Annotated in this window: 15 protein-coding genes; 6 read left to right on the forward strand and 9 right to left on the reverse strand. The window is 65.9% G+C overall.

Annotated elements, in window-relative coordinates:
* Positions 1 to 62: 62 nt before the first annotated feature.
* The 6 genes from AC6EUH_RS10885 to AC6EUH_RS10910 all read left to right on the forward strand — a co-directional run bounded on the left by AC6EUH_RS10885 (position 63) and on the right by AC6EUH_RS10910 (position 4,961).
* Positions 63 to 1,235 carry a LacI family DNA-binding transcriptional regulator gene (locus AC6EUH_RS10885; RefSeq protein ID WP_499738631.1) on the forward strand — a complete coding sequence of 391 codons (1,173 nt, stop codon included), beginning with the start codon at positions 63 to 65 and terminating at the stop codon, positions 1,233 to 1,235.
* A gap of 29 nt (positions 1,236 to 1,264) precedes the next feature.
* Positions 1,265 to 1,969, forward strand: a complete 705-nt coding sequence (locus AC6EUH_RS10890; protein ID WP_499738705.1) for a class I SAM-dependent methyltransferase — start codon at positions 1,265 to 1,267, stop codon at positions 1,967 to 1,969.
* Between the two features lie 143 nt (positions 1,970 to 2,112).
* On the forward strand, positions 2,113 to 2,316 hold the full coding sequence (locus tag AC6EUH_RS10895; RefSeq protein WP_235500227.1) for a three-helix bundle dimerization domain-containing protein: 204 nt from the start codon (positions 2,113 to 2,115) through the stop codon (positions 2,314 to 2,316).
* Positions 2,317 to 2,389: 73 nt separating this feature from the next.
* The gene (locus tag AC6EUH_RS10900; RefSeq protein ID WP_162238824.1) at positions 2,390 to 2,650 is read left to right on the forward strand and encodes a hypothetical protein; all 261 of its coding nucleotides are present in this window, start codon (positions 2,390 to 2,392) and stop codon (positions 2,648 to 2,650) included.
* Positions 2,641 to 3,936: a cation:proton antiporter domain-containing protein gene (locus AC6EUH_RS10905; protein ID WP_499738632.1), complete on the forward strand. Its 1,296-nt coding sequence runs from the start codon at positions 2,641 to 2,643 to the stop codon at positions 3,934 to 3,936. The genes AC6EUH_RS10900 and AC6EUH_RS10905 overlap by 10 nt, the downstream gene beginning before the upstream one ends.
* Before the next feature lie 110 nt (positions 3,937 to 4,046).
* Positions 4,047 to 4,961 (forward strand): alpha/beta fold hydrolase, encoded by a 915-nt coding sequence (locus AC6EUH_RS10910; protein WP_162238825.1) that lies wholly within the window; start codon positions 4,047 to 4,049, stop codon positions 4,959 to 4,961.
* A 118-nt stretch (positions 4,962 to 5,079) separates the two neighbouring features.
* Here AC6EUH_RS10910 and AC6EUH_RS10915 read toward each other — a convergent pair whose 3' ends face one another.
* The 9 genes from AC6EUH_RS10915 to AC6EUH_RS10955 form a co-directional block, all read right to left on the reverse strand.
* The gene (locus tag AC6EUH_RS10915) at positions 5,080 to 5,760 is read right to left on the reverse strand and encodes a hypothetical protein (RefSeq protein WP_499738633.1); all 681 of its coding nucleotides are present in this window, start codon (positions 5,758 to 5,760) and stop codon (positions 5,080 to 5,082) included.
* 110 nt (positions 5,761 to 5,870) lie between these two features.
* Positions 5,871 to 7,076 carry an MFS transporter gene (locus AC6EUH_RS10920; protein WP_499738634.1) on the reverse strand — a complete coding sequence of 402 codons (1,206 nt, stop codon included), beginning with the start codon at positions 7,074 to 7,076 and terminating at the stop codon, positions 5,871 to 5,873.
* A gap of 51 nt (positions 7,077 to 7,127) precedes the next feature.
* Positions 7,128 to 8,117 (reverse strand): cyclase family protein, encoded by a 990-nt coding sequence (locus AC6EUH_RS10925; RefSeq protein WP_499738635.1) that lies wholly within the window; start codon positions 8,115 to 8,117, stop codon positions 7,128 to 7,130.
* The gene (locus tag AC6EUH_RS10930; RefSeq protein WP_499738636.1) at positions 8,114 to 8,371 is read right to left on the reverse strand and encodes a hypothetical protein; all 258 of its coding nucleotides are present in this window, start codon (positions 8,369 to 8,371) and stop codon (positions 8,114 to 8,116) included. The genes AC6EUH_RS10925 and AC6EUH_RS10930 overlap by 4 nt, the downstream gene beginning before the upstream one ends.
* 12 nt (positions 8,372 to 8,383) lie before the next feature.
* Positions 8,384 to 9,721 carry a TRAP transporter large permease subunit gene (locus tag AC6EUH_RS10935; RefSeq protein ID WP_499738637.1) on the reverse strand — a complete coding sequence of 446 codons (1,338 nt, stop codon included), beginning with the start codon at positions 9,719 to 9,721 and terminating at the stop codon, positions 8,384 to 8,386.
* Between the two features lie 81 nt (positions 9,722 to 9,802).
* Positions 9,803 to 10,594: an NAD(P)-dependent oxidoreductase gene (locus tag AC6EUH_RS10940; RefSeq protein ID WP_499738638.1), complete on the reverse strand. Its 792-nt coding sequence runs from the start codon at positions 10,592 to 10,594 to the stop codon at positions 9,803 to 9,805.
* A 15-nt stretch (positions 10,595 to 10,609) separates the two neighbouring features.
* Positions 10,610 to 11,245: an RraA family protein gene (locus AC6EUH_RS10945; RefSeq protein WP_499738639.1), complete on the reverse strand. Its 636-nt coding sequence runs from the start codon at positions 11,243 to 11,245 to the stop codon at positions 10,610 to 10,612.
* 31 nt (positions 11,246 to 11,276) lie between these two features.
* Positions 11,277 to 12,278, reverse strand: a complete 1,002-nt coding sequence (locus tag AC6EUH_RS10950) for a tripartite tricarboxylate transporter substrate binding protein (RefSeq protein ID WP_499738640.1) — start codon at positions 12,276 to 12,278, stop codon at positions 11,277 to 11,279.
* A 63-nt stretch (positions 12,279 to 12,341) separates the two neighbouring features.
* Positions 12,342 to 13,844 carry a tripartite tricarboxylate transporter permease gene (locus tag AC6EUH_RS10955; protein ID WP_499738641.1) on the reverse strand — a complete coding sequence of 501 codons (1,503 nt, stop codon included), beginning with the start codon at positions 13,842 to 13,844 and terminating at the stop codon, positions 12,342 to 12,344.
* Position 13,845 lies beyond the last annotated feature (1 nt).

Here is a 13,845-nt window from a genome sequence, read left to right on the forward strand (position 1 = left end):
CGATTGCTAGAAATGTAATCGAAGCCACATGGGGCGTCAAGGGTCCGCTACGAAAGGCCGTAATGAATAGTGATGCTTCCCGGCGCCGCGATGTCACTGTCGCCGATGTCGCACGAGCCGCCCAGGTGTCCAAGGCCCAGGCGGCCCGCGCCCTCGGCAACTACGGTGCCGTAAGCGACGACGTCCGAGAGCGGGTGCTGGCGGCCGCCGAAGAGCTGGACTACCGGCCCAACGAGCTGGCCCGCAGCATGAACACGGGAAAATCGCACACCATCGGCGTGGTGGTGGGCGACATCGAAAACCCCCATTTCGGTCTGGCCACCCGGGGCATCACGGACACCGCCAAGCGGAGCGGATTCAACGTCATCCTGATCAATACGGACGAGGACACCGGGGCGGAAATCGATGCTGTCAGGGTCCTCTTGGACAAGCGCGTGGACGGCCTGATTGTGGCGCCAGCGTCTTCCGTAGAAACGCAACATTTACGGCGCGTTTACGAATCCGGCCGCCCGCTGGTCCTGCTGGACCGCAAGGCGCCAGGGCTCGACGTTCACACCGTAGCCGTCGACATGGAGGGCATCTCCCACGATTCCACCACCTACCTGATCAGCTCCGGCCACCGCAGAATCGCGTTCATATCCACGCTGAAGACAGACGGCCCGTACTGGGACGGCATGCAGCTGGACTCATCCCAGATTTCGGACCGTCGCGACGGTATGAAGCGCGCGTTCGTTGAGGCGGGCCTGGAAGTGCCGGACGATCTGATCCGGCTCAATGCTGGCGATGCCGAGTCGATCAAGAAAATCACCCGCGAGCTGCTCCAGCGCCCTGACCCCGCGACGGCGATCATCGCCTCCGACGGGCTCATCGGCCTGAGTGTGGTGGAGGCCATCCAGGAGCTTGACCTGTCGATTCCGCAGGATGTCTCCTTCCTCATGTATGACGACTTCGCTTGGACACGGCTGACCACCCCTCCGCTCACCGTCATCGCGCAGCCCGTGTATGACATGGGTGTTGCAGCTGCGGAGGCCCTGATCCGGCAGATCGAAGGCCGGAAGATGCCTGCGGCCGATCCGGCGTTTATGGCCGAGCTGATTCGCCGCGGTTCGGTCGCGGCGCCGAAAGCGATCGACGTCGGCCACCGATCTGGATCCCGCCCTCGCCGGCACGCCCAGCCTGCTGCGGCCGTCGCGGATGTCCCAGGCAGGTTGTTAGGATCAAGCCCACCATCCTGACCATGAGCTTTTCCCGAGAGCGAGGATCCGTGAAGGCCGACCACTATGACAGTTTCGCCGAGAGCTACTCGGCGGAGAACGAGTCCAGTCTCCTCAACGCCTACTACGAGCGCCCGGCGATGATAGATCTCGCCGGCGACGTCGACGGCCACCGGGTCCTGGACGCAGGGTGCGGCTCCGGGCCCCTGTCCGCGGCGCTGAGCGCGAAAGGCGCGATCATGACCGGCTTCGATTCCAGTCCGGCGATGCTCGAATTGGCAAGACAGCGATTGGGCGCGACCGCGGACCTGTACGTGGCCGACCTCGGCAAGCCGCTCCCTTTCGCCGATGGCTCCTTCGACGACGTTGTCTCGTCCTTGGTCCTGCACTATCTGGAAGACTGGTCAGCACCACTCGCCGAACTGCGGCGCGTGCTGAAACCGGGCGGTCGCCTGATCCTGTCGGTCAACCACCCCACGGTCAGCGTGGTCACCCAACCAACCGAGGACTACTTCGCCATCCGGCAGTACTCGGAGGATTACGAGTTCGATGGCGAGCCTGCGGTCCTGACCTTCTGGCACCGTCCACTCCACGCGATGATCAACGCCTTCACCTCGGCGGGATACCGCGTAGCCACCGTGAGCGAACCAGAGCCAGCTCCAGACACACCGCACGAGCTCCTTCCGCCGCGCATCCTCAACGGCGAGAAGACGGCGTTCCTGTCCTTCATCTTCTTCGTCCTCGAAGCCGGCTGAGGGTTGAGGACGGACGTGAAGGCATGAGCCGCCGGCACCGCCCCGGCTCGGAGCTGTCCTGGAGGATCGGCTGCCCGACGTGGACCGAATCATGGAACCAGACATTGATTGACGCTTGAACCGGCCTGAATCACACTGAAATGGTGAGCGACGCCGAGAGGGAACCGACCATCCGCAAGGTTGCAGACCGCCTCGCCATCCGCTTCCCCGCGGCGCCCCGGCACCGGATTGAAGGAATCGTCGCGGAGGAGTACGACTCCCTGGACAGCGGGCGGATCAGAATCTACATCCCGACGCTGGTCGAAAACAGCGCCCGGAGCAGACTCCACCGGGAACTCAACACATGAGCGGGCTTTCCAGGCCGGCCCCTAGGGACTTTGGACACAGGCCCGGGCCGGTCCACCCGGCCTAAAATTGAGCATGGCCAGCTCCGGCACGCCCGGACTGGAACGAAGAACGACCCGCAGGAGCAAAAAACTCGTGTCCAGCGCGGAGATCGAAGAACTGCGCGCATTGCTTGAAGAAGTCATCAGGCTCCGGCGCAACGTCAAGCACGCCGAAACAAGCAGCGCCGGAAAGATCGACGCCGTGCGGCCCCGCCACCGCGAGAGCGCCCTCAACCTCGTTCGCTACGCCGAGCTGCGGCGCCACGACATCCGGACGGACCCGACATGGAGCTGACGGCCCTAGTCCTTATCACCGCCACGCTGTTCGTGTGGGCACTGGTGTCCGCGCGGCTTCAGCAGGCGGACCTGACCGCTCCCGTGGTGTTCACCGTTGTCGGCGCGGCCATGGCCTGGTCCGGGATCGTCGATGGCTCCTCGCCTCCGGAGGCGGTCACCCCGGTGGTCGAGATCACCCTGGTGTGGGTGCTTTTCTCCGACGCCGCCCGCCTGCCTCTCCAGCAGCTGCGCCGTGACGTGGGCCGTTACGTCCGGCTGCTGGGAGTCGGGCTGCCGCTGACAATCGTATTCGGGTGGGTCCTGGCCCTGTGGTTCTTCCCCCACTTCGGGCTGTGGCTGGCCCTCCTCGTCGGCGCCGCACTGGCGCCCACCGACGCCGCTCTCGGGATCCCCGTGGTGACGAACCCGGCGGTGCCGTCACGGATCCGCCAGCTGATCACTGTCGAGAGCGGCCTCAACGACGGCATAGCCACCCCGGTGGTGATGGTCGCCATTGCGGGCGCGGCCGCCGCAGCAGGATTGGAGAGCGCCGCCGCTCCCGGCAGCGCCGCCGTCGCGCTGCTCATCGGCGCCGGCGTCGGCGCAGCAACCGGCGCCCTGGGCGGGTGGCTGCTGCAGCTGGCCCGTCGGCACGGGACTGCCGCCGAGGACTTCGCCGGCATCGGCGTCCTTGCCCTGAGCCTGCTCGCCTACACCGCCGCCCTCGCCGTGGACGGCAACGGGTTCGTCGCCGCGTTCTGCGCCGGCCTGGCGTTCGGCACGTGCGCCGGCCAGCGGGGACCGGCGGAACTGGTCTTCGTCGAGCAGATGGGCGGACTGGTCTCCCTGCTGGTGTGGCTCGCATTCGGAGCCATCTCCATTCCCACCATGCTGGCGAACTTTGTCCCCCTGACGCTGGTCTATGCCGTGCTCAGCCTCACGGTGGTGCGTATGCTGCCGGTGGCCCTCGCCTCGATGGGCGCCGGCCTCGACCGGAAGACCATCCTTTTTGTGGGGTGGTTCGGTCCGCGGGGCCTGGCGTCGCTTGTGTTCGCACTGCTGGCGCTGGAAGCCCTCGGAGCAGTGTCAGATGAGGCGGTGGGCGTCATCACGGCCACTGTCCTGCTCAGTGTCCTGGCCCACGGCATCAGCGCCGCGCCGCTGGCCGCCCGCTACGGACGGGCCGCTGCCGCCGCGGGCCCGGAGCCCGGCGGTCCGGTGCCGGTCACCCCCGCCCCCGCCCGGGGCTTGAGCCGCAAGCACACCATCGTTCCGCGTTTTCGGCCGAAATGGCTTCGTCGCTGAGCCCCGATTCGCCCGGCCGGGCCGGCCGGCCCGCCGACAACGTGCCCGTGCACCGGTCCGGGACGCCTGCCGCTCCGAATCAGTTGCTGAGGCCACGACCAGAAGGTGACATGAGCGTTCAGCAGGACCCTGCTCCGAAGGAAACGGCCGTTTTGCACCGGTATGTCCTTCCCACGGAATTAGGCCCCTGCACGGTTCGTGTCCAGGAGTGCACCGACGGCCCGCCTCCCGCGTCCGGCACGGCGGATGTCTACCTTCACGGCGCCGCAGGGTCCTGGACCAGCTTCCTCCCGCTGCTTGCCGGTGTGCCGGCCCGTCCCCGGGTGCTCATTGATCTGCCCGGCTGGGGCGAATCGACGAAGGGCGCCCGGCTGGAACTATTCGGCATCGAGGCGATGGCACGGGCTGTCACGGGGGTACTGCATTCGCTCGGCTACCGGCGGTGGAACCTGGTAGGCCACTCCATGGGAGGATTCCTGGCATTGCACATTGCCGCTGCCTGGCCGGAGCGGACCGCCAGCGTCGCCGCCATTTCGGCCGCCACTTTCGGCGTGGCCGAGGCGGCCCGGCGGCCGCTGCGCGGCCTGTCCGGATTCCCCACGTTTGCCGGCATGCTGCTCCTCATGCGCTCCATGGCGGCCCTCGGGGCGGCCGGGGATGCGCTGGTACGTGCGGTCGGCATCACCCCGGTCATGGGACTGCTGATGTCCCCGTTTTTCGCAAACCCCGCAGCCATATCCAGGCACGCCATCCGCGGGCTCGGCAACGACGCCCGGCCCGCCGGCTTTTGCGCTGCCGCCCGGGCCGCGGCGTACTACGACTTTGACCACTGGCGTGGCATCCGCTGCCCTGTGCTGGCGACCCGCGGAGACCGCGATGTGTTCACGCCTCCGTCTGATCTGGCCCGGCTGGCCGGTGTCGTCCCGCGGGCCCAGCTGGTCACCATCCCGCGTTGCGGCCACTTCGCCAATATTGAGCGGCCGGAGCAAATACGGCGGTTGATCGATAACCTGCACTCGCCGTGAGGTGTCCGCAGCGGGCCGTGGTCCCCTAACAGCCGTCTAATTGTCGTCCTGGGATTTGGGGGCCTGACGGCGGGAGCCTCCCGCCGTCGTCGTACTCCCGCTGCCGTGCGCCGCGGCGTTACGGCCGTGCCGCGGCGACGGGTGCGGCCGCCGGCGGGGCCAGGTCGAGCCGTTTGATCCGCCGGTACGCGACCCGGACGAACCGCACGCCGTTGGACGCGATACTGACCACGCCGAAGAAGGCGAAGCCGAACACGGGGTCCGCCGTCTCGGCGATCCTGAGCACGGCGATTCCGGCCAGGAAATAGATGGTCCCTTCCACGGTGTTCACGCCGAGGGAAAGCAGGCTCAGTCCGCGGGTGGACCCGCTGGCCAGGCCTTCGTACGCCGCCGGGATGGCATAGAAGAGGGTCGACACGCCCAGCATGATTCCCAGGGCGTCCCGGACCGGGATAAATAGCCCGGCCCCGATCGTGGCGAGGGCTAGAGCCGCGGCTGATCCGGCGCCGGCGAGGACAATTTCGCGCCTTTTCCGTACCGCCGTCCTGGCCACTTCCCGGCACAGGACGGCGTGGATCGCGATCCACAGCAAGTTGGCCGCCAGCACCCACCAGCTCTGGACGATCACGGCCAGGGCCAACCAGCCCAGGCCGGTACCGGCGAGAACGCCCAGGCTCAGGCCGCTGACGCCGTCGCTGGTTCCGGTGCGCTGCACGCGCCGGAGCGCGGGAACCGACCGGATGAGTTCGACGGCGATCAGGGCCAGCCCGGCCAGGGCGGCGGACGTCTCGGCGGACACGTGGCTCCTTCGGGTTCCTTGTGGCTCTCGCGCAGCTCCCTCACCATAACCGGGCGGACCGGTCTTGGCGCGGCCGCTCACGGCAGTGACGCTTCCCTGCTGGCCACGTGTCACTCGTTCTCATGGCTGCTCCCCGGTCGGTTGCCGGCGTCTGATCCCGCTACGACGGCGATGGCGCCGAGCAGGACCGCGGCGTTGGCCCAGAAGATGCCCAGAACCCCAAGCGGCGCAGCCAGGGCTCCCACGGCGAGGGGAAGCGAAATCTGGGCGAACCGGTTCGCCGTGAGGCGAAGTCCCAGTACCGCCCCGTGGCGGGAGGGGTCGGCGAGGCTTGTCACCCATGCCATCGTCAGGGGTTGGGGTATGCCCAGCCCGATTCCGAGACCGATCATCACGCCAATCGCGCCGTAAGTGCCCACGAGCGGAAGCGCCGTAAGCGCCAGGGTTGCGACCGCGATGGAGGCAAGCAGGAGGGCTTTGCGTCCGAATTTGCCGATCAGCCTGGTCAGTCCGAGCCGGCTCAGCACTGACACGGCAGCCCTCAGCGCGAGAAGAAAACCCACGGTGGGCGCGGTGATGCCATTGTCCGTGGCCCAGACAGGAACGAACGCGTACATCAGGTCGACCGTGGTGAGCACCGCAGCACTGACTACGAGTGACCTCCACACCCCGGGTATGGCGACCAGCCCTCTAACCCCGGACGGAACCCTCGTCTGCAGCCTCCGTCGCATCCGGAGGTTTGCATCCGGACCCCGAAGAAAGAAATAGCCCGGTGCCGCCAAGAGCGTGAAAGCCAGACATACCAGCAGTCCCACACCGGTGTCGGGAAGGCTTCCGCTGCTTCCGGCTCCGAGCGACGCCGCGATTGTGACCGCCGGCGGCCCAACGAGTTGGCCTACGGACGCCGCCGCTGTGAGTGCCCCGAAGGCGCCATCCCTCGAATCGGCTGTGCTGTAGTGGGCCACGAAGCTCTGGTGGCCCACCATGACCAAGAGATGTCCGAAGCCCACAATCGCACTGGCGGCCAAGAGCGCGGGGAGGCCCGGGATCACGAGCAGGGCTGCGGTGCCTGCCGCGGCTATCAGCAGGCCGATCACCGCCATGCCGGTTCCGCCGACCCGGTCCGCGACCCGCCCGGCTGGGATTGCCGCCAGAAGGGCAGGCAAGGCGAAGCTCGATGCCAGCCCGCCAAGGAATATCGGGTCGGCGCCCGCCGCCAGCGCCCGGTATCCAATGATGAGGCGGATGCCCGTCCAGGACGCCTGTGCCAGGGCAGCCTGGCTACTCAGGATCAGCCGCCACGAGGTCCCGCTCAATGGGTGGGCGGGAAGGCATCGTCCCCGACAGGGATACGGGGTGCCTCCATGTCAGACCACTGCCGTGGCGTTGGCGGGTGATCCGGTTCCACCGGTGATGTTCAGGGGTTTGATGGTAAGGAAGGCGTCCCAGTTCCCTGTGGATTTCATCTGCCGGCTGAGCGGTCCGAGCCGCCACAGTTCACCGATGGCCATGCCAAGTTTGGCCAGTAGTTGCTGGTGCATCATGCCGTGGTCGTTCGGGGCGGAGTGGAGGAACGGACTGGCGGGTACAGCGGGAAGGCATTCGAGGGCAAAATTATCGGCGGCGATCAATGCCAACTGGTTGTCCCAGGCCCAGGCGACGAAGTCCTCCGACTGGGCTACGCCGGTTGCCCTGCGTGCGTCACGGGCGCGTATCTTTTCGTCCACTGTCAGGGTGAGGAACCACTCACACCAACCGGTGTGGAGCATAAGGATGTCGCCGGGGCGCAGGCGGAGGGATTGCGCGGCCATCGCCGCATGGATCAGGTCAAGGCCGAGGGGTTCTCCGCCCGGGTGGTCTATCGGGTTTCCCTGGTCCTTGCGGAACCCGTCGAGGTCAACCAGCACTCCCCTGCCAGCAATGGGGTGCTCCGCCCATTCCTGGATGCCGAGCTCGGCGGATCCTTCCCGGACCTGATCATCCGGGGTGCCGTTGTAGAAACCGATGTCGTCAGCCCTGCGATGGCGGAGGCCGTCGATCTGTGTGGATCCCTGGAGGTAGTAGCCGTCCACGTAGTCGTCGCGGTGCGCCGGATGCGAGGAATAGATGGTGTGGCGTGGAGCTGAGCGTTTGAGCGACATCCCGGGGGCGAAGGCGTCGGCCGGGTAGTCCAGGCCAAACACCGCCCCGCTCCGGATGCATTCGCGTGCCTGCAGGACGGCATCCCCGCTGATGAAGGAGGGCGTCCCGCGTCCCGGTTCAAGAAAGAGCCCCCACGAAGTGCCGGAGAGTCTGCCCGCCCGTCCCAGGAGTCCGGCGTATGACGGATAGCTTCCGGGTTCCGTAGGTATCGTCATCGCGTGGTTGCCTCCTGGGGTGTCCGGCTTTGCTTTTGCGGGCGCTTATAGCTGAGAAGGAACCCTGCGATTGCGCACACGGACGCCGCAACGCACATCGGGGTCTTGATGGCATCGTTGAAGAATTCCAGCCAATCTCCCCGGCCGAAGATCAGTGCGAGAGCCTGACCCGCCACGAACAACACTCCGCCACAGAGGAGTGCTGCGAGCGTGAAAACGAAAATTACGTCGATGAATCGCCTGATCTGCTGCATTGTCATATTCCCTTAGATCGGCAAGACGCCGACAGTGATCAGCACGCCGATACCCAGCAACGGCAGTGCGTAAAGTGTGAGCAGGCGGGAAAAGGTCTTGACTGGATCCACATCCGCGATGCCACAGGCGACATACAACGGCGCCCCTCCCGGTGGGACCGCGGCTTCGCAGGACGAGAACACCAGTACTGCGACGGCTGCGGTGGTGGCTGGCACGCCGGCGGCGACGAGTGTGGCGACGCCGACAGTTCCGACGGCGGCCATGGTGGCCGTGGCGGACAGCGGCGCGGCCACCGCGATAACGATCAGCCCGATCAGGATCGCGAGAAGCCATAACGGCAGGTTCAGGCCGTTGAGCAATGCTGTCATCTGCTGGGGCAAGCCGGTAGCGGCAAGGGCGTTGGCCCCCGCGAACGCGAAAACGACGGTGACGCCGACGACGCCGAACCTCGGGGCGGACTGCTGCAGCAGCGCCCACCAGGCACGGAGGCTGCCGGGGAGCCGTCTCCTGCCCAGCAGCGCACCGGTAATGATCAGGACCACCGGTATCCAGATGATCACGCTGACGGATTTGGCGACGTCCACGCCGGTCCAGTCCGAAAGCGCCATTGCGATGCCGCCGGAGGTGATGACCAACGGAAGAGCCACCACGGCGAACAGCACCAGTGTGGCGGCCCCCTGTTTGAACGCAACTGCCACCGCCAGGCGGTGGGAAGGATCGAGAGCGGTCATTCCGCTCTTGCGCACCAGCCACCAGGTAACAACCAGACGATGCAGGAAGCACCACAACCCGCCGACGAGCAAGGGCAGGACGAGGTCGTCGACGTCCAGCAACGGCCCGACGGTGGCTGATCCGACGAGCACGAACATTGAGGCACTGAACGGGAAGGTGATGCCCATCCCGGCATTTCCTGCGACAAGCGTCGCCGCCGACGGCTTGTCCAGCTTGGATTTCTCCATCCAGGGGATTGTCACGGATCCCACGGTGGCGGCAATGGCCGCTTGGTTGTGGACGACGCCGCCGAGGCCGGCCGAGGCCACGGTAGAAACCCAGGCGGGGCCTCCCCTCATGCCGCCGAGTAGGGAGTTCAGCAAATCGATGAGCCTGTCCAGGACACCCGTCTGGTCGAGCAGGTATCCCATGAAGACGAACGCCATCGTGGCGTAGACGATTTCGTCGGTCACCGCGGAGTGGAACGCCGTCCATCCGATGTGTCCCGCGTCGGCCCCCGTGAAAGGGAGCACAACCAAGAAACCGAGAATCATTGCCTCCCCGACGTTGCGCTTAATCAGGGTCGTCCACAGCAGGATGACGGCCAGGTAGGCACCGAGGGCCCAGATGCCGATCATGTTGCTGCTCCTGACTGAAAGACTCGTGCGGTGGGAAGGTTCCTCATTGATTCCTGTCCACGATTCTCCCTGACGCCGGTGTCAGCGCAAGGCCGGAGCCGTCTGTTCGGCTTCCGCAGCGATGCGTGCCAGAGCTGCTGCCGAGGCCGTGGTCATTTCGGCTGGGACTGCGAGATCGGAGGAAAGGTAGCTGGCAGTGTCCTGCATTTCCTTGGACCGTCGCACGGCATGCTTTGCCGTCCCGGTGAGGAACCGGTCGATGACCGCGTGCCCGTCGCCGGCCAGCTGATGGGCGATCTGCCCACGGATCCAGTCCTCCAGGCCGGCGGCGCGCCCGGCGGTGACGGCCTCGACAACGACCGATGCGAGGCCTTTCATCAGGACGCTGCGGAGGAGCTTGTGCGCCATGGCGGCCCCGGGTTCCCCTGCAGCGATTTCGACGTCGGCGCCCAACGCGGCCAGGAGGTCGGCGATCGCCTTGGATCCGGGTCCGCTGACCATCAACGGTGTCCGCGCTCCCAGCGTGGGAACGGGACCGAGGATGGCGACATCCACAAACGCCGCGTTGCTTGGGAGCTGCCCGAGTTCCCGCATGACGTCCGGCGAGGAGGACGTGAAGTCGGCGTAACAGCTGCCTTCCGGCATGACGGGCAGGCATTCCTCCGCGACGTTGCGGGCCGCGGTTGCCCCGGTGAGAACAAGGACCATCTCCGCGCCGAGGCAGGCCTGGGCCGCGGTTGCCATCCGGGCCACTCCGGCCGGGGTGGACGGGGCAACGGGATCAAATCCCCTGACGCTGTGGCCTGCGGCAACGAGGGCCGCCGCATAGGTGGCCCCCGCTTCGCCGAGGCCGATGACGGTGCACGCTGTCATGGATATCCTGTCCTTCTAGTCTTGGTGGCGGGCCGCGACGATGGCACGCCGGCGGTTGGTTTCATCGTCAAAGACAGCTTCGGCGGCATCGGCCACGATGGCTGCTTGCTCGCGGGGAACGACGACGATGCCATCGGAATCACCGATGATGATGTCACCGGGCAGAACAGGGACTCCGCCGAAGGAGATCGGTGTTCCAAGCCGCGACGGACCGTTTTTGTAGGGCCCGGCAGGGGTGATGGCGCGGGCGAAGACCGGCATTCCGATCTCGCCAAGAGCTTCGGCATCACGGGCCGCTCCGTCCAGGGCGAACCCGGCAAGGCCGAGGTTGATGGCCCGCTCGCCAATGAGTTCACCCAACAGGGCGCGGGATTCATCCCCGCCCCCGCAGACGACTATGACGTCCCCGGGACGGGCCAGCTCAAGAGCGCGGTGGATGCCTTGGTTGTCGCCCGGACGGGTCCAGACGGTGAAGGCCGGTCCGGCGAGGCGGGCGCCCGGCCAGATGGCCTGGATCGCAGAGTCCGCGACTCCGAGGCGGTCCATGGCGTCGCCTATATTGGCGGCTGGCAGTTTGGCGAGGCGGTCAATCACGTCCTGGCCGGGCTGGGCAAGCTCGGCGGTGATCGTGTCAAGCTCTGGAGTAGTCATGGGGGATCCTCTGAACGGCGTTGCGGGATAGTTAGTCTTTTTTCTGAACCAGAGGGAGGACCTTCTTGAAGTCCTCTTCCTGTCCGGCCCAGAACTGTTCGTAGTCCTTGCCGGAGAGGTAACTGGTCTGCAGGCCGAGGTCCTTCATCTTCTGGACAACCGCGGGGTCCTCGATGGCCTTCTGAAGGGCCGCTTCCAGCTTCTTGGCGACAGCGTCGGGCAGGCCGGCCGGCGCGGAGTACCCGCGGACCGTTCCGGCTTCCACGTCGTAACCGGATTCCTTGAAGGTGGGAACGTCAGGAAGCGCGGGCGAACGTTCAGCCGTCATGACACCCAGGACGCGCGCTTTGCCCTGTTTCGTCAGATCGTTCACGTCACTGACGTTGGCGACGAGGATGTCGACGTGTTTGCCGAGGAACGCTGTGGTGGCTTGGGATGCACCTTCGGAGAAGTGCACCGGGGCGAACTCGGCGCCGGTGGTTTCCTGGATCTGGGCCATTGCAAAGTGCTCGCCGGTCTGAAGTCCCGTGGTGCTGGCTGTCATGGACTTCGGGTCGGCCTTGGCGGCGTCGAGGAGGTCCTTGAGCGTTTTGTAGGGGCTGTCGGGCTGGACGGCGATGACGGCCGGATCGATAACCTGTCGGCCCAGTGGCTGGAAGCTGCTGCGGGTGTATTTGGCGCCGCGGCTGGGATCCAGCGGCGAGACGACAACTGACGGGGAGCCGGTGGCGCCGATGGTGTAGCCGTCGGGCTTGGCGCTGGTCAGCTGGGTGTAGCCGATCTGGCCGCCGGCGCCGGGCTTGTTGACCACCTCAACGTTGGTGCCAAGCTCTTTCTCCAAGATGGGCTGGACGAGCCGGGCGGCCGTGTCCACGGCACCACCAGGGGCAAAGGCCACGACGATCTCGACGGACTTGCCCTTTTTGGGGAAATCATTCGCGGCGGTGGTGGCAGCGCCGGCGTTGGCGCCGCAACCGGTAAGTGCGATGAGGCTTGCTGCTGCGAGGGCTGCAGCGATTCGTGTGCGGGTCAAGGTTCTTCTCCTTTGAAGGGTGAAACTGCCGATAGGTAGTGAATGACGGGGTGAACAGCTTGGTTACGTTTCGGGGTCTTCCATAAGCGCCTTGGGCTTGCGGAGCTTGAGCAGCGGACTGCAGATGATCAGGACGCCGATGGCGATCAGCACCATGGAAATGGGGCGGCTGACGAATATGCCGAAATCGCCCTGGGAGATTTCCAGGGATTCGCGCAGTGAGCGTTCCATCAGCGGTCCGAGAACGAGGGTGAGCACCATCGGTGCCAGCGGGATATCCAGGTGCCTCAGGGCGAGGCCCAGAAGTCCGAATCCGATCATGACGAATACGTCGAAGACGCTGAAGTTGATGGTGTAGGCGCCGATGACCATAAACAGCAGAATCAGGGCGGTCAGGATGGACGATGGCACGCGGAGGATGGAGGTCCAGAGGCCGACCAGCGGAACGTTCAGCAGCAGCAGTAGGAGGTTGCCGATGAACAGGCTGGCGATGATGGCCCAAGCGATTTCGGAGTGTTCGGTGAACAGGGTCGGCCCCGGGGTGAGGCCCTGCTGAAGGAATGCTCCCATCAGAACGGCGATGGTGGGTGATGCCGGGATGCCGAGGGTGAAGAGCGGGATCAGTGCGGCGTTGGCATGGGAGTTGTTGGCTGTTTCAGGTCCGGCAACACCTTCAATGGCGCCCTGGCCCAGTTCGTTGCGGTGGCGTGAAAACTTCTTTTCGGCGCCGTACGCCAGCAGGGAGGACACGGAACCGGTCATGCCGGGGATGAGTCCAAGTCCGAAGCCGATGCCGGTGCCGCGGGCCATGGCCGGGGCGCTCCGGCGCCATTCCCCGCGAGTGGGCAGCAGTGAACGGAAATTCGGTGCATGCACTGTGGGCGTTGCGGAGCCTTTGCGGTGGGAGAGAAGTTCGGAGAGTCCGAAGATGCCCACGATCACGGCGACGAAGCTGACCCCGTCCAGGAGCCGGTCCATGCCGAAGGTGAAGCGTGGTGCGCCGGCGACCGGGTCGATGCCTACCATGGCGATCAGCAGGCCGAGGGCTCCGGAGATGAGGGCCTTGACCATCGACTTGCCGGCCAGAGCGACCAGCAGAGAGATGCCGACGACCATCAGGGCGAAGAATTCCGGTGGTCCAACGAGCAGGCCGAGTTCTCCGAGTGGTTTCGCGGCTGCGACCAGGCCCAGGGTGGCTATCGTTCCACCGACAAAGGATCCGACGGCGGCGATGGTCAGCGCCGCCCCCGCCTTGCCCATCTTTGTCATCGCGTAGCCGTCGATGGTGGTGATTGCAGAGGCAGCTTCACCGGGGGTGTTCAGCAGGACGCTGGTGATGGTTCCCCCGTAGGCGGTGCCGTAGAAGATGGCGCACAGCATGATGATCGCGCCGGTCGCGTCCAGGTTCATGGTGAGGGGTATGAGCAGCGCGACGCCGGCGACGGGGCCGATTCCGGGCAGGACGCCGATGATAGTGCCCAACAGGCAGCCGACGAAGGCGAATATCAGGTTCTGCCAGGTCATGGCGGCCGCGAAGCCGCCAAGCAGTTCGTTGAGTGTTTCCACG

The organism is Arthrobacter sp. 001422645, from assembly GCF_059816125.1.

Excerpts from the sequence above, each read along its gene's own strand:
- AC6EUH_RS10885 (WP_499738631.1), top strand. The coding sequence starts at position 63 with ATGAATAGTGATGCTTCCCGGCGCCGCGATGTCACTGTCGCCGATGTC.
- AC6EUH_RS10900 (WP_162238824.1), top strand. The coding sequence starts at position 2,390 with ATGGCCAGCTCCGGCACGCCCGGACTGGAACGAAGAACGACCCGCAGG.
- AC6EUH_RS10905 (WP_499738632.1), top strand. The coding sequence starts at position 2,641 with ATGGAGCTGACGGCCCTAGTCCTTATCACCGCCACGCTGTTCGTGTGG.
- AC6EUH_RS10910 (WP_162238825.1), top strand. The coding sequence starts at position 4,047 with ATGAGCGTTCAGCAGGACCCTGCTCCGAAGGAAACGGCCGTTTTGCAC.
- AC6EUH_RS10925 (WP_499738635.1), bottom strand. The coding sequence starts at position 8,117 with ATGACGATACCTACGGAACCCGGAAGCTATCCGTCATACGCCGGACTC.
- AC6EUH_RS10930 (WP_499738636.1), bottom strand. The coding sequence starts at position 8,371 with ATGCAGCAGATCAGGCGATTCATCGACGTAATTTTCGTTTTCACGCTC.
- AC6EUH_RS10935 (WP_499738637.1), bottom strand. The coding sequence starts at position 9,721 with ATGATCGGCATCTGGGCCCTCGGTGCCTACCTGGCCGTCATCCTGCTG.
- AC6EUH_RS10940 (WP_499738638.1), bottom strand. The coding sequence starts at position 10,594 with ATGACAGCGTGCACCGTCATCGGCCTCGGCGAAGCGGGGGCCACCTAT.
- AC6EUH_RS10945 (WP_499738639.1), bottom strand. The coding sequence starts at position 11,245 with ATGACTACTCCAGAGCTTGACACGATCACCGCCGAGCTTGCCCAGCCC.